The following is a 20,753-nucleotide window of genomic DNA, read 5'->3' on the forward strand; positions in this document are numbered from 1 at the left end:
TATGGGGGGAGAATATGAATTTACCTAATAAGTTAACAATTACAAGATTATTACTAGCAGTACCTTTTATTTATTTTTTAGAGAATTCACCAGGAAATTTAATTTACAAAATCATTGCTTTAGTTATATTTGCAGTGGCTTCTATTACAGATTTTTTTGATGGATATCTTGCAAGGAAACATAATTTAGTAACAGATTTTGGAAAGATTATGGATCCACTGGCAGATAAAATATTAGTTATATCAGCTTTAGTTGTAATGGTTTCAATAGATTATATACCATCTTGGATGTCAATTGTTGTTATTTTTAGAGAATTTTTAATAAGTGGAATAAGAATGATTGTAGCCTCTAAGGGTGAAGTCATAGGAGCTATTAAATTAGGGAAATACAAAACTACTTCCCAAATGATAGTTATCATGATATTAATTATTTTTGGTAAAAAGTATGATACTATTTTAAATATAAATAATGCTTTAATGTTAATACCTGTAGTTTTAACTATATGGTCAGGATTAGAATACATTAAAATTACAAAGCATCACTTTTTAGAAGAAAATTAAAAAGGGGGAAAATATGAGGATAATGATATGGAATATTGTTAATTATGCTATGACAATACTTAATTTAATTATTTTAATTAGAGTGGCTCTTTCGTGGTTAGTGCCTTATAAGAGAAATGAATTTACAGAAGTGGTTTATGCAATAACAGAACCTGTGCTAGCACCTTTTAGAGCACTGATTCCAATGGGGTCCATGAGAATTGATTTATCTCCCATCTTAGCATATTTTGCTTTAAATGTTTTAAGAAGAGTAATATATTATATAATGTTTTAATTAATAGAGAAGCTCGCTTCTCTATTTTTTCAATGGAGGTAAAAATGAATGAAAAGTTAGATGACACTTTTAGTGATTATCATATTCCAGTTTTATTTAATGAAACAATAGAAAATTTAATAATAAATAAAGATGGAGTTTATCTTGACTGTACACTTGGTGGAGGTGGACATTCAGAGGGAATATTGAAACATCTTTCAGAAAAGGGAAAACTAATTTCAATGGACCAAGATCAACAAGCTATTGATTTTGCATCAAAAAGATTGGAACCATATAAAGATAAATGGCAAGTTTTTAAGGAGAATTTTGAAAATCTAGACACAGTTATTTACATGGCTGGGGAAAGTGAAATAGATGGAATATTAATGGATATTGGAGTATCTTCCACACAATTAGATGATGAAGATAGGGGATTTTCCTATAGATTTGACACTAAATTAGATATGAGAATGGATAAATCCAATCCTATTTCTGCCTATGACATAGTTAATAATTATGAAGAGGAAAGACTTTCAAAGATTATCTATGATTATGGGGAAGAAAGATTTGCTAGGAAAATAGCAAGATATATTTGTGAATCTAGACAAGAAAAGGCAATTGAAACTACAGGGGAATTAGTAGCTATAATTAGAAGAGCTTATCACGGTAGAAGTAAAAAGCATCCTGCTAAAAAAACTTTCCAAGCTATTAGAATTGAAGTTAATAGAGAATTAGAAGTTCTAGAAGTATCAATAGAAAAAGCTGTGAAATGTTTAAAAGTAGGGGGAAGATTGGGAATAATTACCTTCCACTCTTTAGAAGATAGAATAGTAAAAAATAAATTTAGAGAGTTAGCTAAGGGATGTACTTGTCCTCCAACAATACCTATTTGTATATGTGGTAAGAAACCTCAAGTTAAGCTTGTAACAAAGAAACCAATTTGTGCTACAGGGACAGAACTAGATTATAACAATAGAGCTCATTCTGCAAAATTAAGAGTCATAGAAAAAATTTAGTAAAAAGGTGATAAAATGAAAACTTTTGTTGTGGGACTTGTAATTACATTAGTTGTATTTGGAGTAAATAAAAATTATCTCTCTAGAATTGAAAGACTAGAGGGACAAGTTAAATTTGAAAAAAAACAAGTTGAAATTTGCAATAAACAACTTAGAAAACAAATGATGAGTTATTATAATAAATCTAATTTTAAAAAGATAGAACTTGAAATGTTGGACAAAGGAAAAATGGAACATTCTAAAGAAATAAGGTATTTTAAACTAGAAGGAGAAAAAACAGATGTTGAAGGAAATTAGTATTGAAAAAATTGTTAATGGGGGAGAAGGAATGGGTCACATTGATGGCTTTCCTGTTTTTGTACCCATGTCAGTTCCAGGAGATGAATTGGAAATCCAATTAATCTCAAAGAAGAAATCCTACGGAAGGGGCATAATAAAAAAAATAATAAAACCTGGAGAAGAAAGAATTGATTTTCCAAAGTTCACTGAAGAGGATTTTCATGGATGTAATTTTGCAATGCTTAGTTACGAAGCTCAATTAAAATATAAAATGTTATTAGTTTCAGATGTTATGAAAAAAATAGGTGGAGTTTCAGATGCCTATATTTTACCAATTATAGGGTCAGATAAAGAAATTAACTATAGAAATAAAGTAATTGAACCCTTTGCCTATGGACAAAATGGTGAAATAATAACAGGGATGTTTAAAAGAAGATCCCATGAAATTTTTCAAATTGATAAAAATATGTTAAGCTCAGACTTAAGTAATGAAGTTATAAATAAAGTTAAAAAAATCTTAAATAAAAATAAAAATATTTCTGTATATAATGAGAAATTTCACAAGGGAATTCTTAGACATATTATGACTAGAACTAATTCTCAAAATGAGGCTATGTTAGTTTTAATTATTAATGCTAAAAAAATACCAGATGAAGTTTTTGCTTTATTAAAGGAAGTTTATGAAGAAATGGATCAAGTAAAATCAGTATATATTTCTTTAAATGATAAGAGAACAAATGTTGCCCTTGGAAATTCACAAAAACATTTATTTGGTCAAAGAACTCTTCAAGAAAATATAAAGGGAATAGATTTTAGTATTTCTCCAACTTCTTTTTTCCAAATAAACTTAGAACAAACTAAAAAGCTATATGAAGTTGGAATAAGTTATTTCAATAATATACAAGATAAATGTATTGTAGATGCCTTTGCAGGAATAGGAACTATTGGGATGATTCTTTCTAAGGAAGCAAAACAAGTATATTCTATGGAAATAGTTGAAAAAACAGTTGCAGATGGATTAAGAACTGCAAAAAGAAATAATATTACCAATGTTGAATTTATATGTGGTGATGTTAATAGGAAAATACAAGAATTAATGAAGGACGAAAAAACTATAGATGCAGTAATATTTGATCCTCCTAGAAAAGGAATTGAAGAAGAAACATTGAGAACATTATCAAGTCATAAGATAGAAGAACTTGTGTATATTTCTTGTAATCCTTCAACTTTTGCAAGGGATAGTAAAATATTAATAGAAGAAGGTTATGTATTAGAAAAGATTCAACCTTTGGATCTTTTCCCTCAAACTTCTCACATTGAATTAGTAGGTAAGTTTACATTGAATAAATCAGAAGTTACAGAGTAAAAACAAAGTAAATATGTAGAAATGCCAACATTTTGCCAACATTTTTAAAAAGTGTTGGCATTTTTTTATACATAATTAACACTTAAAATAGGTGAACTGGTGTCTGTGTATGGAAAAAGAAAATAAAGTGTGATATAATTTTAAATATTATGTAATTATATGAGTATAATTCGTTAAAAAATAAGTGAGACAAAGAGGAGGGAAATATTTTGAAATTCAATAAAGTACAAATGGAAGCATTGGATAAAATAATAGAAAAAAATCCTAGAGGTTTAAATTCTCCCATGGATCATATGCTAGGAATGGGGTCCCTTTGTAATTATTTTCAAATAGAAGATGAAACTGGTGTCTGTGGATATTTTTCAACTAACAATAAAAATATTATGCTGGAATTTTATTTAGAGGATGAAAATAGAGAGGATATTTATGAAATACTAGAAAAGATTATAAGGGAAAATGAAATTAAGGATGTTGTAGAACATACTAATGATCCACTGCATTATTCCATGTGTAAGAAAATATTAAATAATATAATTTCATTTGATAAAATAAATATAAACTATCCAACTATTAATGAAATTTATGAAATTCTAGGATATTTTAAAAATATAGGTAGATCCAAAGAAAATCCAGAAGATTATATAATAGAAAGAATTAATAAAAATGAAATAATATTATTTAGATATAATGATATTATCATTGGAATAGGTGAAATTATAGGGAATGCAGAGGATGAAAATAAAATTATAAAAGTTACTGTGTCAGATGATTATAGAAAAAAAGGAGTGGATAAGTTTATAGAATCTTCTCTAAAGAAAATATCTTCCAAGGAGTAATGTATGAATAGTGAATTTCAAGCAAATATAAATAGTAGAGAATTAAAAAAAGCAATTGTTGTTTTTTTTCTAGGATTATTATTTCCTATTATTTTTAAGCATGAAAATTTCAAAATATATGATTCTATAATTTATGGGTTGGACAATTGGGATAAGGAGTATATTTTAATAGCTATGTTTAAGTTGGTTTTTTTAAATACAGTGAGATCTTATCCTATTTACCTTTCTATGATTATGTTGTTTGATGCCTTTTCCATAAAAAAAAGAGGAAAGAAAATAATATATAGAAAAATGATTTTAATATCCCTAGTGATTCCCCTAGCATATATTATAATAAATATGTTTTATAAAATTTATCTTCCCTTTGGAAAAACCTCAATTTTAGGCTTAATTTGGTTTTTTTATTATGTGAGGTTAGATTTTGAAAATGTAAACTCCATAGAAAAATACTTTGTTTTCTTATTTTTTATAATAGGTCTTCAATGGCTAGATGTAAGTACCTATTTAAATTTTTTAGGTGTTGGGGAAATAACTTTGTTTCTAAACCAAGCTATTAATTTTATGGGAGCTAAAAGAATTACAACTATTTTATGTATGAGTTTCTTTTTTGTTTTTATGCTTGTTTCAGTTTTATTACTATATTTTTTCAAATGGCAGGAAGAAAATATAAATAGACAAAAATCAGAAATTGAAAATAGATATTTAAAGGAAATTCAACATGTGGTTCATGATTTAAAAACACCTATTTTTTCAATAGGTACCCTTGTGGAAATTTTAGATATGCAAGATGATAATAAAAAACATAAGGAATATTTTTCTAGAATTGAAAATTCCCTTGAGAAATTGAATCTATTAATAGAAGAAATTTTATATAGAAATGTTAGAAAGATAATTAATTTAAAGGATGTAGTTGATTTAACCTTATCCATACTATCAGTTAATGAGAAATCTAAAGATATTAACTTTGAGAATTATATATATAAAAAACATAAAATTTATGGAAATAGGATTTTATTATCTAGAGTGTTAATAAATATAATAACTAATTCATGGGAAGCTAATTCAAAAACAGTTAATTTAATTTTAAAGGAATATAATAATAAGATTGTTATAAAAATAGAAGATTACGGTGATGGAATAGATGGAACAGTTGATAAATTAATGGAAGAGGGCTTTTCAACTAAAAACTCATCAGGAAAAGGCCTTACTTTTGTGAAAAATGTTTTAGAGGAAATTGGTGCTAAATATTATATATTTAAGAAGAAAAAAGGGGTAATTACATATATAGTTTTAGAGGGGGAAATATGAGTAGAATTTTAATAATTGACGATGCTAAGGAAATATGTTTTGCAATATCAGAATATTTTAATTTGAAAAATTGGGAAGTTGAAGTAGCCTATGATATTGAAACAGGACTAGATAAATTAAGAGCTAAAAAATTTGATGTTATTATAGTTGATTACAATTTACCTTATATAAATGGTGTTGTTGGAACTAGACTTATTAGGCAAGTGGATAAGGATGTTTTAATAATAGCTTTAACTATTTTAGGAGAAGAGGATGTTGCAGAAAGTTTTTTTAAAGCTGGGGCAAATGATTTTGCAGTGAAACCTATAAAAATGTTGGACTTATTTTGTAGAATAAAAAGTCATTTGGGAAAGCCCATGGAAGAAAGTGTAATAAAAATAGAAGATTATCCAAAGGGAATAGATAAGAACACATATAAATTAATAGAAGACTATTTAAAATCAACTGATAAATATGTTGATGTTTCAGACATTGCCAGGGAAATAGCAGTTGCAAAAAAAACTGTAAATAGATATTTAAAGTATATGGTTTCAGAAAATGTATTAACTGTAAATTTAATTTATGGGAAAATAGGTAGACCAAGAAAGGAATATAAAATATTAAAATAACTAACATCCTAATGGATTTATTCCTTAGGATGCTTTTTTTTGTATATATTAAATAGATGACTCTAATATACATAAAGCATACTTTTTCAGGAAAAATTGTTCTTAAAATATGTATATAGATTAAAAATAGATGGTTATTCATGAGAATAATGAGAAATAAAGGAAAAAGGTCTTTTATATATGAAATAAAAGATATTTGTGGTATAAATACAATTGATGAATAATACAATAAAATTTTTTAGGAGGGGAAAATGATAAAGTTGAGAAAAAGATTATTAGTTGGATTTGTTGCCACAGTATTAACTACAATTACTTCATATGGTACACCGTTGAACACATATGAAAGGGATGTTGAATCTAAAAATGGTGTAGTAGCAGCAGCAAAACCAGAAGCATCAAAAGTAGGTGTAAAAATATTAGAAGAAGGTGGAAACGCAGTGGACGCAGCAATAGCAACTGCATTTGCCATAGGAGTATTGGAACCAAATGCTTCTGGTCTTGGAGGTGGAGGATTTATGTTAATAAAACCTGCCAATGGGGATCCAGTTGTAATAGACTTTAGAGAAGAGGCTCCAGGAAAATCTACTCCAGATATGTATACACTAGATGAAAATGGAAAGGCAATTAATCAAGAATCAACAGTAGGTGGTAAAGCAGTTGGAGTTCCAGGGGAAACTACAGGACTTTTAACAGCTTTAAAGAAATATGGAACAATGAGCAGAAGACAAGTAATGCAACCAGCAATAGATTTTGCTTACAATGGAATACCTGTAACTGTAAACTTATCTTCAATAATTTCAGACAACTATGATAAAATTTCCAAATATCCAGCAACAGCAGAAATTTACTTAAATGATGGATTACCTTACGAAGTAGGGGACAAAATAAAAAATGTAGATTATGGAAAAACTTTAGAAAAAATAGCTGATAATGGAGCTAAAGCTTTCTATAGAGGTGAAATAGCAGAGAAAATAGCAAATGAAGTACAAAAACAAGGTGGAATATTAACAACAGAGGATTTAAAAAATTATTTTGTTAAAATAAGAAAACCAATTGAAGGAACTTACAGAGGATATGAAATTATATCAACTCCTCCAGCAAGTTCAGGTGGTACTCATGTTATAGAACTTTTAAATATGATGGAAAATTTTGATCTTAGAGCAATGGGAGACAATACAGCTAAAACTTGGCATGTATGGTCAGAGGCTATGAGACAAATGTATTCAGATAGATCAGAATATATGGGAGATACAGACTTTGTAAAAGTTCCATTAAAAGGTTTAACTTCAAAGGAATATGCAAAGGGATTAGTTGAAAAGTTTGACTTGGAAAAACCAAGTGTTGATAAAGTTCCAGGGGAACCTTGGAAATATGAAAGTGAAAGTACAACTCATATAGCTGTTATGGATAAAGAAGGAAATATGGTATCAATAACTAAATCAATTAACTATTTCTTTGGATCTGGAGTAGTAGTTCCAGGAACAGGAATATTATTAAATAACCATATGGATGATTTTGTAGCAGAACCAGGACATAAGAACTCAATAGAAGCAGGAAAAAGACCACTTAGTTCAATGTCTCCAACAGTAGTTTTAGATCCAAAGGGAAGACCATTTATGGCAATTGGATCTCCAGGTGCAACAAGAATAATAACAGCAGTGGCATTAACAATAAGTAATGTTATTGACCATGGTATGAATATACAAGAAGCTATTAATGCTCCAAGAATTACTCAATATCAATTTGGATCATTAAAGGCAGAGGGAAGAATAAGTGCAGCTGCTTACAATGAACTTAAGGAAATGGGACATGAAATAGATTTAAAAGACTATTATGCTCCATATTTTGGAGGAGTTCATGCAGTTATGATGGATTATAGTAGAGGAATATTAGAAGGTGGAGCAGATCCAAGAAGAGATGGAGTAGCAGCTGGATTCTAAATACAAAGATAAAATAGGAGAAGATATGAAGAAAATAATAGGATTACTAACATTTATATTACTAGGAGTAGCAAGTTTTGCAGCAACATTTGAAAAACCAATTTTACTAACTTCAGTTGGTCAAAGTGCAGATGTTCAAATGGTAAAGATTTTATTAAAAAGAGCAAAAATAGAATCTACATTTGATAAAGTAGTTACAGAGGATGGATTAAAGGATTCTAAAACATTGATCTTAGCAATTGGTGGAAGTTCAAAGGGACTAGGAGCAGCAGGAATAAAAGTTGAAGATGAAGTGGCAAGAGCTGAAAAATTAATAGATGCAGCAAAGGAAAAGGGAATGAAAATAATAGGATTACACATAGGTGGAGAGGCAAGAAGAGGAAATTTATCTGATAAATTTGTAAATGTTGCAGCTAACAAATGTGATAAATTAATAGTAGTTTCCAGTGGAAATAAAGATGGATTGTTTGACACAATTGCTGCAGAAAATAATATAGAATTAATATTAATTCCTAAAATAACAGCAGCAGTAAAACCTTTAGAAGAAGCTTTTAATTAATACATTATAAATTATAAATAAAGAAAGGCCTAATATAGCAGCTTTCTATTGAGGGCCTTTTTATATATAAGGAGGAACCGTGCAAATAGAATTAATTATATTCTTAGGAATGATACTTACCTTTACAATTTCTTGTTTTAAATTAAAACTTCCAGTAAGTATTGCCATGGTATTGTCAGCAATAGTAGGAGCTTTAATTGGTGGGGAAGGAATTCCCATAAGACATTTAATTGAAGGTGGGTTTGGTTATTTAAATACAATATTAGTTATAGCAACAGCTATGATTTTCATGAAAGTAATACAAGAATTAGGGACTTTAGATGCTTTAAGTGCTCTAATATTGAAGAAGTTTCATTCAAATAAAATTTTACTACTTGTATTTTTAATGTTCATTAGTATGTTTCCAGGAATGATAACTGGATCGTCAACAGCAGCAGTTTTAACTGCAGGTAGTATAGTTGCTCCAATATTAATGTTAATAGGAATTCCAATAGTGGAAACAGCTACAATTATAGCAATTGGAGGTATATTAGGAATGATAGCTCCCCCAGTAAATGTACCAGCTATGATAATAGGTGGAGGAATTGATATGCCCTTTGTTGGATTTACAATTCCATTGCTTATGTTAACAATTCCAATAGCTATATTTACAGTTTTATTTTTAGGATTAAAATTTACTAAAAATTTAGATTATGAAAAAATTAAAGGTCAATTAAAAACAGAAGACATAGAAAAATTAGGAATAAAAGTATATATTCCAATTATTTTAAGTGTTGTTTTAATGGTACTTGGGAAAATAATTCCAACAGTATTCAATTTAGGAATGCCTTTGATTTTTATAATAAGTGCACTATCAGCTCTTTTCTGTGGAAAGAAAATTAACTTTATAAAAGTATCCAAAGTAGCAGTTAAGGAAGCTCTTCCAGTATTAGGTATTTTAGTTGGTGTGGGAATGTTTATTCAAATTATGACATTAACAGGGGTAAGAGGTTATGTTGTAGTTAGTAGTTTAAGTTTACCTCCAGCATTAATGTATCTAGCAATGGCAATTACAATTCCATTATTTGGAGCAGTATCTTCATATGGTGCATCATCTGTATTGGGAGTTCCATTTTTAATGGCGTTATTATCACATAATCAAATAATAACAGCTTCAGCAATTTCACTTATTGCTGGACTTGGGGATTTAATGCCTCCAACAGCACTTGCAGGAATATTTGCAGCTCAAGTTGTAGGATTAAAAGATTACAGTGAAATATTAAAGAAATCAATAATACCAGCATTGGTAATGATAGTGTATGCAATTGTTATGATTATTTTTTCAGGGAAATTAGCAGGAATTATATATTAAAAGGAGGGATGGAATGTTTTTCATATATTTAGTAATAGCATTGTTTATATTAATTTTAACAATTTTAAATATGTTTGAAGATGACAATATTTTTAGTCAAATGAATGCAGCGTTAATAATAATCCCTTTGATTTTAAGATTGTTGATGATAAAATAATAAGGAGCGTAAGATGATAGGAAATAAAAAAACTGCAATAGGTATATTAGTCTGCTCTTTAATGGTAGCATTTTTAGCAGGTAAAGAGTTTGTGAAAATGAGAGAGCCAGCTCCTATATATAAGGGAGAAGGGGTAACAGATGTAAAAATGTTAAGTGAATACTTCCCTGGAATAAAGGGAACACATGCAGATACAGAAGTTTATATATTAAAGGGAAAAGAAAAAGGTGGAAGTACATTGGTATTAGGAGGAACACATCCTAATGAGCCATCTGCCTACTTAGCAGCAATAACAATAATAGAAAATGCCAAGGTAAACAAAGGAACTATATATGTTGTTCCTAGAACTAACAACAGTGCATTTTCTCACAATGATCCACAAGAAGCATCACCTCAAAGATTTCATATAAAAACTAAAAATGGAGAAAGATGGTTTAGATATGGTTCCCGTGCAACTAATCCTTTAGATCAATGGCCTGATCCAGATGTATATATTCATGCAAGTTCTGGTCAACATCTATCAGGAAGTGAAACTAGAAATATAAATAGAGCTTATCCAGGAAGAAAAGATGGAACTTTTACAGAAAAAGCAGCCTATGGAATAGTGCAATTGGTGAAAAAAAATAATATAAATTTAGAAATAGATTTACATGAAGCATCACCAGAATACCCAGTAATAAATGCTATGGTAGCACACGAAAGAGCTATGGAACTTGCATCTACAGCAGTAATGAATTTAGAATTTGATAATATTAAAATTGGATTAGAACCTTCCCCTGTAAACTTAAGAGGATTAACTCATAGGGAAATAGGAGATTATACAGATGCCTATGCTGTGTTAATGGAAACAGCCAATGCATCTCAAGGAAGACTTAGAGGTAAAACAGATGAAAAACTTGTTTTAACAGGAATAGATCCAACATATGTAAAGGCACAAAAACTAGGAAGACTATATGTTCCCTATGATGAAAAAGGTCATCCTATTGAAGAAAGAGTGGGAAGACATACAACAGGAGTTATAGAACTTATAAATGCTATGGGAGATATAGAACCTAATAAGGCTATAGAAGTGGAAGGAATTCCAACAAAGGATGAATTAATGGAAAATGGTTTAGGTAACTATTTACATGATCCAGAATAAAAAATAAAAAGGGGAGACTATGAATATTGTTGGCTTACTGTTTATAATAATTTATTTTGTTAAAATAATAGTTGAAAAGAAAAGATTAGAAAAAAGTAGATCTAAAATAAAAATTATTATACATGTAAATGGAATAAGAGGAAAGTCAACAGTATCTCGCCTTATTGATGCAGGACTTAGAGATGGAAAAACTAAAGTTTTTACAAAGGTAACAGGTACTAATCCTAGATATATAAATGTGGAAGGAATAGAAAAGCCCATAAATAGAAGAGGAAAAGCAAATATAAGGGAACAAATAAAGATTATAAACAAAGGGGCAAAGTCTAGAGCAGAAATTTTAGTTTTAGAATGTATGGCAGTGAAGCCAGAATTTCAAAGAATATGTGAAGATAAGATACTAAGGGCAAATATTTCAGTAATAACAAATGTAAGGGAAGATCATTTAGATGAAATGGGTGATACTCTTGAAAAAATTGCAGAGTCCCTAAGTTCTACAATTTGTACCAATGGAGCTTTATTTACAGGGGATAAAAATTATTTTGAATTTTTTAAAGAAGTTGCAAAAAAAAAGAACACCAAAGCTTATTTGAGTTCTTGTGAAAATAAAGAGTATGAGGAAATTGATTTTCCAGAAAATGTAGCCCTTGCTTTGGAAGTATGTACCTATTGTGGTGTGGATAAAAAAGAAGCCCTTGAACGAATGAAAAACTATAAAAGGGATGTTGGAATTCTAAAGGGAATTCAGTTTAAAAATAAATTAGAAAAGAACATATATTTTCTCAATGCTATGGCAGCAAATGACCCAAACTCAACAGAAAATATTATAAAACTATATAAAGAGAAACCTGTATGGAAAAGAGAAAGATACCTAATGGTAAATAATAGAAAAGATAGGTTAACAAGATTAAAGCAATTTGCAAAGTTTGTAAAGGAAAATCAAGGGGATTATGAAAAAATATTTATTTCTGGGGAGAGTAAAAATATTTTCTATAAAAACCTAAAACATTTAAAGGACAAAATAAGAATAATAGAAGATTTAAATGAATTTGATGAGCTAAGTTCAGATTCATTAATAATAGCAGTTGGAAATATTTGTGGAAAAGGAAAGGAAATATTAGAAAAGATAGAAAGAAGAGGGGAAAAATGAATGAGACTATAGTGATTTTAGGAATAATTTTAAGTATATTATTTTATGAAATAACAGAAATGTCCCCAGGGGGACTTATTGTACCTGGATATTTCGCTCTTTTTTTAAATGATCCTAAAAGAATAGCTATAACCTTAGTAGTTGTAATAATAGGGCTATTTATAGTTAGATTTTTAGAAAATTATATTATTTTATTTGGAAGAAGAAAGTTTGCTATTTATATAATTGTAACTTTTTTAATAAAAATATTTTTCCAAAGTTTGGATTTGGAAATTTTAATAGGTGGAGAAGTTATAGGTATATTAATACCTGCTATTTTAGCCCAAGATATAGAAAGAAATGGAATGAAAAAAACCATACCTGCTTTAATAATACTTAGTATTACAATTAAAAGTATATACATGCTTTCTGAGGTTATACTATGAAGAGTAAAATATTATACATACAGTGTATTTTAATATTATTAGTATATATAATTGGAAATAATATGCCAAATAAAAAAGTTAAATATTATGGGGATATGGTACAGGCTAAAAATAATGTGAAAATACTCTTTAAAGAAATAAAAAATAGAAAGGAAGAGTTAGGTATAGTCTTTGATAAAAAATTAGATATAAATAATACTGGGCTTATAGGGGAAGAATATACTGGAATGACAACTACAATGGGAGATTTGGATAGTAAAAGATTATCTACCAATTCTAATTTTGCAGCTTATTTCATAAAATTGTTTAAAGATAACAATTTAAAAGAAGGAGATCTAGTATTTGTTAATATGTCTAGTTCATTTCCAGGAATAAATTTATCATTAATATCAGCTTTAGACACATTGAATCTCAAGGGAATACTTATTAATTCCATAGGCTCATCAATGTACGGGGCTAATAATGAAGAGTTTACATTTTTAGAAATGAATAAATATCTCTATAATAAGGGATTAATAAAAAATGAAGTTTCAGCTTATTCCTGGGGTGGAGATTGGGATATTGGAGGAAATTTTTTACCAGAGGTTAAATTAAAAATAGAAGAAAGAATTAAAGATTATAAAATAAAAATGTTTTACAATAAAAATTTACAAGGAAATTTAAATGAAAGATGTAATTACTATAATTCCTTTGGTGAACCTAAATTATTTATAAATATAGGTGGAAATTTATTATTTGAAAAATTAATGAAAAGGTATGAAAATAAAGGAATAAAAACAATTTCAGTATTGAACTTAAAGTTTTATGCAAGTAAATTAGGTTTGTCAATAAAAGAAAAAAATAATATTGAAAATATACCAATTTATTATAAATCTAGGAAAAATATTTTTCAAATAATTATAATTATAATTTTTATAATAGGGTTAATTATTTTTAGAAAATTAAGATGAATATTTGTGAGAATACCACCAAATTTGACATTTAAAAGATTATATGATGAACTATATATAGATTAAATACATTTGTGTCTTTTTTAGAGACAAAATTAATAGTGAAGTAAACGCTGGTAGTAGGAAATAATTTATTATATTAATAAATTACAGGTAATTATAATTCTGAAATTAACGTGGAAAAACTAAATTGAATAGAACTGGGGCTTATCTAGGGTCATTTTTTAATGGCAATGGATTAAACTAATAATTTAAAAGTAAAAGCACTCTAACTCTATGTGTTGGAAACAATTACATAAAGTCAGTGTGCTTTTTTTTGTTTTTTAAAAATTATGGAGGTAGAATGGAAGGTGAAATTAGTGGAGAAAAAAGTTGAGGTAAAGAATTTATATAAGGTTTTTGGTAAGAAAAGCAAAAAAGCCTTTGAGTTATTAAAAAAGGGTGAATCAAAGGATACAATATTAAATAAAACCAAACAAGTAGTTGCATTAAATAATGTATCTTTATCAGTAAATGACGGGGAAATATTTGTTGTAATGGGTCTATCAGGAAGTGGAAAATCCACTCTTATAAGATGTATTAATAGACTTATAGAACCAACAAAGGGAGAAATTTTTATTGAAGGTAAAGATATTACAACTTTAAGTTATAAAGATTTAATTAAAGTAAGAAGAGAAAAAATGGGAATGGTTTTCCAAAATTTTGGACTGTTTCCCCATATAAATATTATTGAAAATGTTGCCTATGGTTTAAAAATCCAAGGTGTTGAAAAAAAAGAACGTCTATTAAGAGCAGAAGAAGCAATTGAAAGCGTTGGATTAAAAGGCTGGGGAAATAGATATACTAGTCAATTAAGTGGTGGAATGCAACAAAGAGTTGGGTTAGCTAGAGCACTGGCAAATGATCCTGATATTTTATTAATGGATGAGGCCTTTAGTGCATTAGACCCATTGATTAGATCAAATATGCAAGATGAGTTGTTAGAAATTCAAAGTAAAGTTAATAAAACTATTATTTTCATAACCCATGATTTAAACGAGGCATTGAAAATTGGAGACAGAATAGCTCTAATGAAAGATGGAGAAGTAGTTCAAATTGGAACTCCAGAAGATATATTACTTACACCTGCAAATGAATATGTAAGAAAATTTATTAATGATGTTGATAGAACTAAGATTCTAACAGCTTCTAGGATAATGAAAAATCCAGTGGTTGTTGCTAGGGATAAAGACAGTGTCGAATTAGTTGCTAAGAAAATGAAAAAGCATAAATTTGATAGTATCTTTGTAGTTGATGAAAATAAAAAATTACTAGGACTGTTAAGAAAAAATAAAATAAAAGACAATGTTAATGAAGAAAATATTATGAATCTATTGGATTCTAATTTTACTAAAATAGATGAAAATGTAAGTATTGATGAATTATTTGTATATTTAGCTAATTCTAATGAACCTATTGCAGTAACTTCAGAATCAGATAAATTAATAGGTGTAATAATTAGAAGTGATATTATTCAATTTCTTGCTGAAAGGAGGGATATAGATGAATAGACTATCAATACCATTAGCAGAAGTGGTTAATAAATTTTTTGATAAAAATATAGAGCATATTGCTCCTATTACAAGGGGTATATCTAAGGGGTTAGAACATTTTATTAATTTAATGGAAAGCGTTTTATTGTTTGTAAATCCATTTGTTTTAATTTTTTCCTTTGCCCTAATAATATGGTTAATAGTAAGAAATAAAAAATTAAGTATCTTTGTAATAGTTTCTTTATTATTTATTTTTTCTTTGGATCTATGGGATGAAACAATGAGTACTTTAGCCCTTGTTCTTACAGGAACTTTTGTTTCCCTTGCAATAGGTATGCCACTAGGAATAGCTTCAGCTTTAAATGATAAAATAGAAAAAATATTAAGACCTGTAATGGATTTAATGCAAACTTTACCAAGTTTTGTATATTTGATTCCAGCAGTAATGTTTTTTGGACTAGGAAAAGTAGCAGCCCTTGTGGCAATATTAATTTTCTCAATGCCACCAGCTGTGAGACTAACAAGTTTAGGTATTAGACAAGTGCCAGCAGATAAAATAGAAGCAGCTCAAGCATTTGGAGCAACTAAATGGCAAATACTTATAGGTGTTCAACTACCTCTAGCAACTAAGACTATTATGGCAGGGATAAATCAATGTATAATGATGGCTTTATCAATGTCTGTAATTGCTGCTATGATTGGTTCTGGAGGACTTGGAAGAGGAGTTTTAAAGGCAATGCAAACAGTTGATATAGGTATGGGTATAGAAGCTGGTTTGGGAATAGTTGTACTAGCTATATTACTTGACAGAGTTACTGAACAACTATCAAAAAGAAAATAAATTAATAAAATACTATAAATAATTTTAAATAAAGCTGTGAATTTTTAAGAAGATACTTCTTATAAACTCACAGCTTTTTATATTTTTTTGAAAATTTCGCAAAAAATCAAAAAAAAATCAAAAAAATCAAAAAAAATAGGGAACATAGGAAACATAGGGAACATAGGGAAACTACGTTCTGGAAAAAATTTTTAAAACATAATAAAATATTAGCAAGGTGCATAAATAAATTATGTAAAAAAAATACGTCATATACGTCATATACGTCATATGCGTCATATAGGTTTTTGACTTTTTTGGAAAAATATTTAAAATATAAGTTAGAAGAGAAAAAAAATATGTATAAAAAGGGAGGACAATATGAATCATAGCTTTAATGTGGAACTGGCAAAAAAATATGGAATAGAGGAGGCAATTCTTATGGAAAATATTGCCTTCTGGATTAAAAAAAATATGACTAATAATAAAAACTATATAAATGGAGAATACTGGGTATACAATAGTTCAAAATCCTTTAATGAATTGTTCCCATATATGAATTGTAAAAAAATTCAAAGGGCCCTATTAAAATTGGAAAAATTAAATGTTATTAAATCAGATAACTTTAATAAACTTCCCTATGATAAGACCAAATGGTATGCAATTGTTGATCCTCAAGTGAAGAGAATCTATGAATTAAATGTAAGTGATGATTTTTTCTAAAAAGACAATATGTCCAATGGAACAGACCATTTTGTCCAATGGAATGACCCAAATTGTCCAATGGATAGGTCAGATTTGTCCAATGGAAGGGACGATTTTGTCCAACCAATACCTGTTATAAACACTATTATAAAAACAGATATAAAAACCACCACTACTAATTCACATAAAAGTAAATTAGATAGACCTAAAGATATACAAAAACCTAGTGGTGGTTCTCTTAGAGCAATAAAACAAAAACTCCTAGATGCTCATCTAGAAATTTTAACGTGCAAAAATATTATGAAAATCATAAATGACAAGAACATAACCCTTGAAAGATTAACTAAAGTACTTGACTTTAGTGCTAAAAATAATAAATCCCCTTGATTCATAGTAGCTGCTCTAAAAAATGATTATACCCTAGATCCTTCCCCTAGGGAAAGTATGTCCATTGAAAGGTCAAAGAAAATTAATGAGGAGATTAGAAGAGACAGGGAAATTAGAGAAAAACAAATACGTGAAAAAGATGAGTATCTAAGGGAAAAAGAACATTTAGATAATTATTTTAATGGACTTTCCAAAGAAAAACAAGGAAAGATAATGGAAGAAGCCAATAGTATAGCTAAAAAGAAATATGGTTTTATATGGGAGATCATGGGAAGAACTAAGGTGAAGTATGACATTTTAAAGGGGTTAAAGGGTTGAAAAAATAAAAAAAATGGGGTATACTTATACTGGCAGATAATTACATAATAAAAGTATTACTTATAAATAGTTAAGGAGGGAAATCAAATGAGATATGAAGTATGTTTTAAATTGGAAAAAAAAGAAATAACAAATGATTATAGAAGAAAATTTATTTCTTATATCAAAAATATTTTAGAAAAATATGATAGTAAAATTAAAGATAAATTCTATGATAATAATCAAGAAAAGGAATTTTCTTTTTCAGTATATTTTCAAGGTGAAAAATTCACAGATGAGAAGATATATTTAAAAAGCAATGATATTAAATTATTTATATCAATTTATTCTTTGGAAGATTCACTATATTTTACAAATGCCATGCTTGGATCAATTCATAAAAAATATTTAATAGCAGACAATCAAATGGAAGTTATAAAAATAAGATCATTACAAGAAAAAAAGATAACAAAGGAAGAAGTTATTTTTAAAACAATGTCTTCAATTGCTATAAGGGAAAAATTAACTGATAAAAAGTCTTGGTATCATGACTTTGATGAAAAAGGGTTAAAAGTTTTGAAGAAAAACTTAATAAATAATTTATCTGATAAGTTTCCTGAAAAGTATTTAAAAGAAATAAATATTTATCCTTATGAAATCAAAAGAACTGTTGTAAAAAATTATGGGATAAGATTTCCAGTGTCCTTAGGAGTTTTTAAGATGGAAGGGAATAAGGAGATATTAAATTATTTGTATAAAACAGGAATTGGGAGCAAGACTAGCTCAGGCTTTGGAATGGTAGATATTTTAAGTTAAAGGAGGTGAATATAATGATTGAAAATTTAAAAAATGACTTTTTAAGAGTCAAACCTTCTAACTGGAGATGGAGTGCTACTATAGTAGGATTAATGAAATATTTTAAAAACTATAATTTAGAATCAGAAGTAAAAGTAGACAATGATTTTATAGAATTTGATTCAAAATTAATAGAAGATGAAAAATATTTACTCTTTGCTGAAAAACACTTTAAAGAAAATATGCATCATAAAAAAGTAGAAGATTTAATAAGCATTGAAAATCCTTCAGAAGAAGTCATAAAAGAAGTAAATGAAAAATTATCAAAAAATGCCGTAAGTAATACTGTTATGCTAAAAACTTTTAAAGGAATAAAATATAATGGGAATAATTCAAAGGAAATTCAAGAGGTAATAGATAAAAACAGATTAAACTTAATAAAACAAACCTTTAAAGGTGGAAGAGCTTTATATTATAATTTTTGCAATGATAATAATCTTTTAAAGGATACTGGTAAATCTTGTAGAATTAAAGGATATAGTTTAGATATGGGGAAAAAAGGAAAATCAGTTTCATATATGGGAGATCAAAGAACTTTTGTATATGAAGATTCTAAATTATTTGATTTTATTCCCTTTGCATTTTCTTTAACTAGAGAAGCTTTTTTTATAAATAATAACTTCTCTATAAAACAATTATTAGAATCTAATAAAAATGATATTTTTGAAAAGGAAAATAATATAAAAAGTGATTTGTTTTTTAAAGTAAAAGAATCTTCAAAATATATAAATTATGACGTTGAAATTATAAGAAAAGATAGAGAAAATGAATACTTTGACACTATTTATTTAAGAAAAGAATCTATTAAAAGATTTGAAAAAATAAACACAATTACTTTAGAGGCTATTTCAAAATCATTAAAACTTGAAAAATATAGAGGAAATGTATTAAATGAGGCTGTAAATAAAGATGGTTATTTAAATGTTCAAAATATAGTTGTTAACTGTATTTTGAATAATCTTAGTCTAGATGATTTGATAGATGTTTTATTAAGAGAAGAAAATAAAAATTATATTATAAGTCATTTAATAAATATTAATATGGGAGGGAAAATGAATTTAGAAGCTAAAAAAGTTGAACAAAAAAAAGCAATAGCTTCAGCTATTGGAATAAAGCAAAAATTTGTAAGAGAAGGAAAGAAAAATAAATTAAGAGCATATGAACAAAGATTTATATCAGCAATTACACTTAAAGATTATGATAGAGTGAAGGAATTATTACTACATATTTCAGCAACTACTCAACAACCACTTCCATTTATAAATGTTTTATTTGAAGATTTTGAGGAAAATAAAGACATAGCTTATACATTTATAAATGCTTTAGGAGAAAAGAAAATTGATAAAAATAAGGGAGGAAATGAATAATGAAAAAATCTTTGACATTAACAATTGTAGCAAATATGACATCTAATTATGGGGAATCTTTGGGAAATGTTGCTTCTGTACAAAAAGTATTTAAAAAAGGAAACACTTATACAATAAAAAGTAGAGAAAGTTTAAAAAATGCAATTATGGTGCAAAGTGGAATGTATGATGATTTACAAGTAACAGTTGACGGAGCTACTCAAAAAGTTGTAAGTGAAGAATTAAATGCAACTAATTGTAGAGCTTTAGAAGGTGGATATATGAATACTAAAGTTGGAAAAGAAGGACTTACATATATTAGAAACAGTTCTTTTTATTTAACAGATGCAATATCTTGTGAACCTTTTGTTTTAGAAAATAGATTTCATAATAACTTATATTTAGCAACTACTTATGCTAAAGCACATGGAAAAAATGTCCAAAATGATGCTAAAGATGTTGGATTAATGCCTTACAATTATGAATACGATAAAAGTTTCAAAATTTATTCTTTGACAATAGATTTAAATAAAATAGGAAAAGATGAAAATTTTGATAGTAAAGAAGCTAGTAAAGAAGAAAAAGTAGATAGAGTTATTTCCATTTTAGAAGCTGTTGAAAATTTAAATCTAATAGTGAAGGGAAATTTAGACAATGCAGAACCTTTGTTTGCAGTTGGTGGTCTTAGTGATAGAATGACTCATAGATTTGAAAATGTAGTAAATGTTTCTGGAGGGAAATTAAAAATAACTAAGGATTTAAAAGATAAAATTGCTAAAGGATATAAGGTTGCTCTTTTAGAAGGAGAAAATTTTGAAAATGAAATGGAGATTATAAAAGAATTAAATCCTGAAAGCATGACAGAATTTTTTGATAATTTAAAAGCAGATGTGAAAAAATATTTCGAGGTATAAT

Annotated in this window: 24 protein-coding genes; all 24 read left to right on the plus strand. The window is 27.8% G+C overall.

The window, feature by feature from the left end; genetic code table 11:
* Positions 1-14: 14 nt before the first annotated feature.
* The 24 genes from pgsA (at position 15) to cas7i (ending at position 20,752) form a co-directional block, all read left to right on the plus strand.
* Positions 15-560: a CDP-diacylglycerol--glycerol-3-phosphate 3-phosphatidyltransferase gene (pgsA, locus tag GIL12_RS05680; RefSeq protein WP_163469532.1), complete on the plus strand. Its 546-nt coding sequence runs from the start codon at positions 15-17 to the stop codon at positions 558-560.
* Positions 561-573: 13 nt separating this feature from the next.
* On the plus strand, positions 574-834 hold the full coding sequence (locus GIL12_RS05685) for a YggT family protein (RefSeq protein ID WP_203522533.1): 261 nt from the start codon (positions 574-576) through the stop codon (positions 832-834).
* 44 nt (positions 835-878) lie between these two features.
* On the plus strand, positions 879-1,829 hold the full coding sequence (rsmH, locus tag GIL12_RS05690; RefSeq protein WP_163469533.1) for a 16S rRNA (cytosine(1402)-N(4))-methyltransferase RsmH: 951 nt from the start codon (positions 879-881) through the stop codon (positions 1,827-1,829).
* 15 nt (positions 1,830-1,844) lie between these two features.
* The gene (locus GIL12_RS05695) at positions 1,845-2,126 is read left to right on the plus strand and encodes a hypothetical protein (protein WP_163469534.1); all 282 of its coding nucleotides are present in this window, start codon (positions 1,845-1,847) and stop codon (positions 2,124-2,126) included.
* Positions 2,110-3,474, plus strand: coding sequence for a 23S rRNA (uracil(1939)-C(5))-methyltransferase RlmD (gene rlmD, locus GIL12_RS05700; protein ID WP_163469535.1), 1,365 nt, complete (start codon positions 2,110-2,112; stop codon positions 3,472-3,474). Before GIL12_RS05695 ends, rlmD begins: the two co-directional genes overlap by 17 nt.
* A 209-nt stretch (positions 3,475-3,683) precedes the next feature.
* A complete protein-coding gene (locus GIL12_RS05705; RefSeq protein WP_163469536.1) occupies positions 3,684-4,310 on the plus strand; it encodes a hypothetical protein in 627 nt (208 codons plus the stop codon).
* A 3-nt stretch (positions 4,311-4,313) separates the two neighbouring features.
* A complete protein-coding gene (locus tag GIL12_RS05710) occupies positions 4,314-5,618 on the plus strand; it encodes a HAMP domain-containing sensor histidine kinase (protein ID WP_163469537.1) in 1,305 nt (434 codons plus the stop codon).
* A complete protein-coding gene (locus GIL12_RS05715) occupies positions 5,615-6,226 on the plus strand; it encodes a response regulator (RefSeq protein ID WP_163469538.1) in 612 nt (203 codons plus the stop codon). Before GIL12_RS05710 ends, GIL12_RS05715 begins: the two co-directional genes overlap by 4 nt.
* Before the next feature lie 251 nt (positions 6,227-6,477).
* Entirely contained in the window at positions 6,478-8,166 is a 1,689-nt protein-coding gene (ggt, locus tag GIL12_RS05720) for a gamma-glutamyltransferase (protein WP_163469539.1), read from the plus strand.
* A gap of 25 nt (positions 8,167-8,191) precedes the next feature.
* Entirely contained in the window at positions 8,192-8,725 is a 534-nt protein-coding gene (locus tag GIL12_RS05725) for a DUF6305 family protein (protein WP_163469540.1), read from the plus strand.
* Between the two features lie 79 nt (positions 8,726-8,804).
* Positions 8,805-10,076 (plus strand): TRAP transporter large permease, encoded by a 1,272-nt coding sequence (locus GIL12_RS05730; protein ID WP_163469541.1) that lies wholly within the window; start codon positions 8,805-8,807, stop codon positions 10,074-10,076.
* Between the two features lie 13 nt (positions 10,077-10,089).
* Positions 10,090-10,233: a hypothetical protein gene (locus tag GIL12_RS10050; protein ID WP_203522535.1), complete on the plus strand. Its 144-nt coding sequence runs from the start codon at positions 10,090-10,092 to the stop codon at positions 10,231-10,233.
* A 13-nt stretch (positions 10,234-10,246) separates the two neighbouring features.
* Positions 10,247-11,374 (plus strand): succinylglutamate desuccinylase, encoded by a 1,128-nt coding sequence (locus GIL12_RS05735; protein WP_163469542.1) that lies wholly within the window; start codon positions 10,247-10,249, stop codon positions 11,372-11,374.
* A gap of 19 nt (positions 11,375-11,393) precedes the next feature.
* Positions 11,394-12,521 carry a poly-gamma-glutamate synthase PgsB gene (gene pgsB / locus GIL12_RS05740; RefSeq protein ID WP_163469543.1) on the plus strand — a complete coding sequence of 376 codons (1,128 nt, stop codon included), beginning with the start codon at positions 11,394-11,396 and terminating at the stop codon, positions 12,519-12,521.
* Positions 12,518-12,946, plus strand: a complete 429-nt coding sequence (gene pgsC, locus GIL12_RS05745; protein ID WP_163469544.1) for a poly-gamma-glutamate biosynthesis protein PgsC — start codon at positions 12,518-12,520, stop codon at positions 12,944-12,946. Before pgsB ends, pgsC begins: the two co-directional genes overlap by 4 nt.
* Complete coding sequence (gene pgsW / locus GIL12_RS05750) at positions 12,943-13,896, plus strand: poly-gamma-glutamate system protein (RefSeq protein ID WP_163469545.1); 954 nt, start codon at positions 12,943-12,945, stop codon at positions 13,894-13,896. Before pgsC ends, pgsW begins: the two co-directional genes overlap by 4 nt.
* 350 nt (positions 13,897-14,246) lie before the next feature.
* Positions 14,247-15,446, plus strand: coding sequence for a glycine betaine/L-proline ABC transporter ATP-binding protein (locus GIL12_RS05755; protein ID WP_239056069.1), 1,200 nt, complete (start codon positions 14,247-14,249; stop codon positions 15,444-15,446).
* Entirely contained in the window at positions 15,439-16,269 is an 831-nt protein-coding gene (locus GIL12_RS05760) for a proline/glycine betaine ABC transporter permease (protein WP_163469547.1), read from the plus strand. Before GIL12_RS05755 ends, GIL12_RS05760 begins: the two co-directional genes overlap by 8 nt.
* A 360-nt stretch (positions 16,270-16,629) precedes the next feature.
* Entirely contained in the window at positions 16,630-16,971 is a 342-nt protein-coding gene (locus GIL12_RS05765) for a conjugal transfer protein (protein ID WP_163469548.1), read from the plus strand.
* A 9-nt stretch (positions 16,972-16,980) separates the two neighbouring features.
* Positions 16,981-17,340: a hypothetical protein gene (locus GIL12_RS05770; protein WP_163469549.1), complete on the plus strand. Its 360-nt coding sequence runs from the start codon at positions 16,981-16,983 to the stop codon at positions 17,338-17,340.
* A 57-nt stretch (positions 17,341-17,397) separates the two neighbouring features.
* The gene (locus GIL12_RS05775; protein WP_163469550.1) at positions 17,398-17,658 is read left to right on the plus strand and encodes a hypothetical protein; all 261 of its coding nucleotides are present in this window, start codon (positions 17,398-17,400) and stop codon (positions 17,656-17,658) included.
* 87 nt (positions 17,659-17,745) lie between these two features.
* On the plus strand, positions 17,746-18,453 hold the full coding sequence (cas6, locus tag GIL12_RS05780) for a CRISPR-associated endoribonuclease Cas6 (RefSeq protein WP_163469551.1): 708 nt from the start codon (positions 17,746-17,748) through the stop codon (positions 18,451-18,453).
* A gap of 14 nt (positions 18,454-18,467) precedes the next feature.
* Complete coding sequence (gene cas8a1 / locus GIL12_RS05785) at positions 18,468-19,859, plus strand: type I CRISPR-associated protein Cas8a1/Csx8 (RefSeq protein WP_163469552.1); 1,392 nt, start codon at positions 18,468-18,470, stop codon at positions 19,857-19,859.
* Positions 19,856-20,752 carry a type I-B CRISPR-associated protein Cas7/Cst2/DevR gene (cas7i, locus tag GIL12_RS05790; protein ID WP_163469561.1) on the plus strand — a complete coding sequence of 299 codons (897 nt, stop codon included), beginning with the start codon at positions 19,856-19,858 and terminating at the stop codon, positions 20,750-20,752. The genes cas8a1 and cas7i overlap by 4 nt, the downstream gene beginning before the upstream one ends.
* Position 20,753: the final 1 nt, after the last annotated feature.

Source organism: Fusobacterium sp. IOR10 (genome assembly GCF_010367435.1).
GTDB lineage: Bacteria > Fusobacteriota > Fusobacteriia > Fusobacteriales > Fusobacteriaceae > Fusobacterium_B.

Coding starts and splice junctions, on each gene's coding strand:
- pgsA (WP_163469532.1), top strand. CDS start 15: ATGAATTTACCTAATAAGTTAACAATTACAAGATTATTACTAGCAGTA.
- GIL12_RS05685 (WP_203522533.1), top strand. CDS start 574: ATGAGGATAATGATATGGAATATTGTTAATTATGCTATGACAATACTT.
- rsmH (WP_163469533.1), top strand. CDS start 879: ATGAATGAAAAGTTAGATGACACTTTTAGTGATTATCATATTCCAGTT.
- GIL12_RS05695 (WP_163469534.1), top strand. CDS start 1,845: ATGAAAACTTTTGTTGTGGGACTTGTAATTACATTAGTTGTATTTGGA.
- rlmD (WP_163469535.1), top strand. CDS start 2,110: ATGTTGAAGGAAATTAGTATTGAAAAAATTGTTAATGGGGGAGAAGGA.
- GIL12_RS05710 (WP_163469537.1), top strand. CDS start 4,314: ATGAATAGTGAATTTCAAGCAAATATAAATAGTAGAGAATTAAAAAAA.
- GIL12_RS05715 (WP_163469538.1), top strand. CDS start 5,615: ATGAGTAGAATTTTAATAATTGACGATGCTAAGGAAATATGTTTTGCA.
- ggt (WP_163469539.1), top strand. CDS start 6,478: ATGATAAAGTTGAGAAAAAGATTATTAGTTGGATTTGTTGCCACAGTA.
- GIL12_RS05725 (WP_163469540.1), top strand. CDS start 8,192: ATGAAGAAAATAATAGGATTACTAACATTTATATTACTAGGAGTAGCA.
- GIL12_RS10050 (WP_203522535.1), top strand. CDS start 10,090: ATGTTTTTCATATATTTAGTAATAGCATTGTTTATATTAATTTTAACA.
- GIL12_RS05735 (WP_163469542.1), top strand. CDS start 10,247: ATGATAGGAAATAAAAAAACTGCAATAGGTATATTAGTCTGCTCTTTA.
- pgsB (WP_163469543.1), top strand. CDS start 11,394: ATGAATATTGTTGGCTTACTGTTTATAATAATTTATTTTGTTAAAATA.
- pgsC (WP_163469544.1), top strand. CDS start 12,518: ATGAATGAGACTATAGTGATTTTAGGAATAATTTTAAGTATATTATTT.
- pgsW (WP_163469545.1), top strand. CDS start 12,943: ATGAAGAGTAAAATATTATACATACAGTGTATTTTAATATTATTAGTA.
- GIL12_RS05760 (WP_163469547.1), top strand. CDS start 15,439: ATGAATAGACTATCAATACCATTAGCAGAAGTGGTTAATAAATTTTTT.
- GIL12_RS05765 (WP_163469548.1), top strand. CDS start 16,630: ATGAATCATAGCTTTAATGTGGAACTGGCAAAAAAATATGGAATAGAG.
- GIL12_RS05770 (WP_163469549.1), top strand. CDS start 16,981: ATGTCCAATGGAACAGACCATTTTGTCCAATGGAATGACCCAAATTGT.
- GIL12_RS05775 (WP_163469550.1), top strand. CDS start 17,398: ATGTCCATTGAAAGGTCAAAGAAAATTAATGAGGAGATTAGAAGAGAC.
- cas6 (WP_163469551.1), top strand. CDS start 17,746: ATGAGATATGAAGTATGTTTTAAATTGGAAAAAAAAGAAATAACAAAT.
- cas8a1 (WP_163469552.1), top strand. CDS start 18,468: ATGATTGAAAATTTAAAAAATGACTTTTTAAGAGTCAAACCTTCTAAC.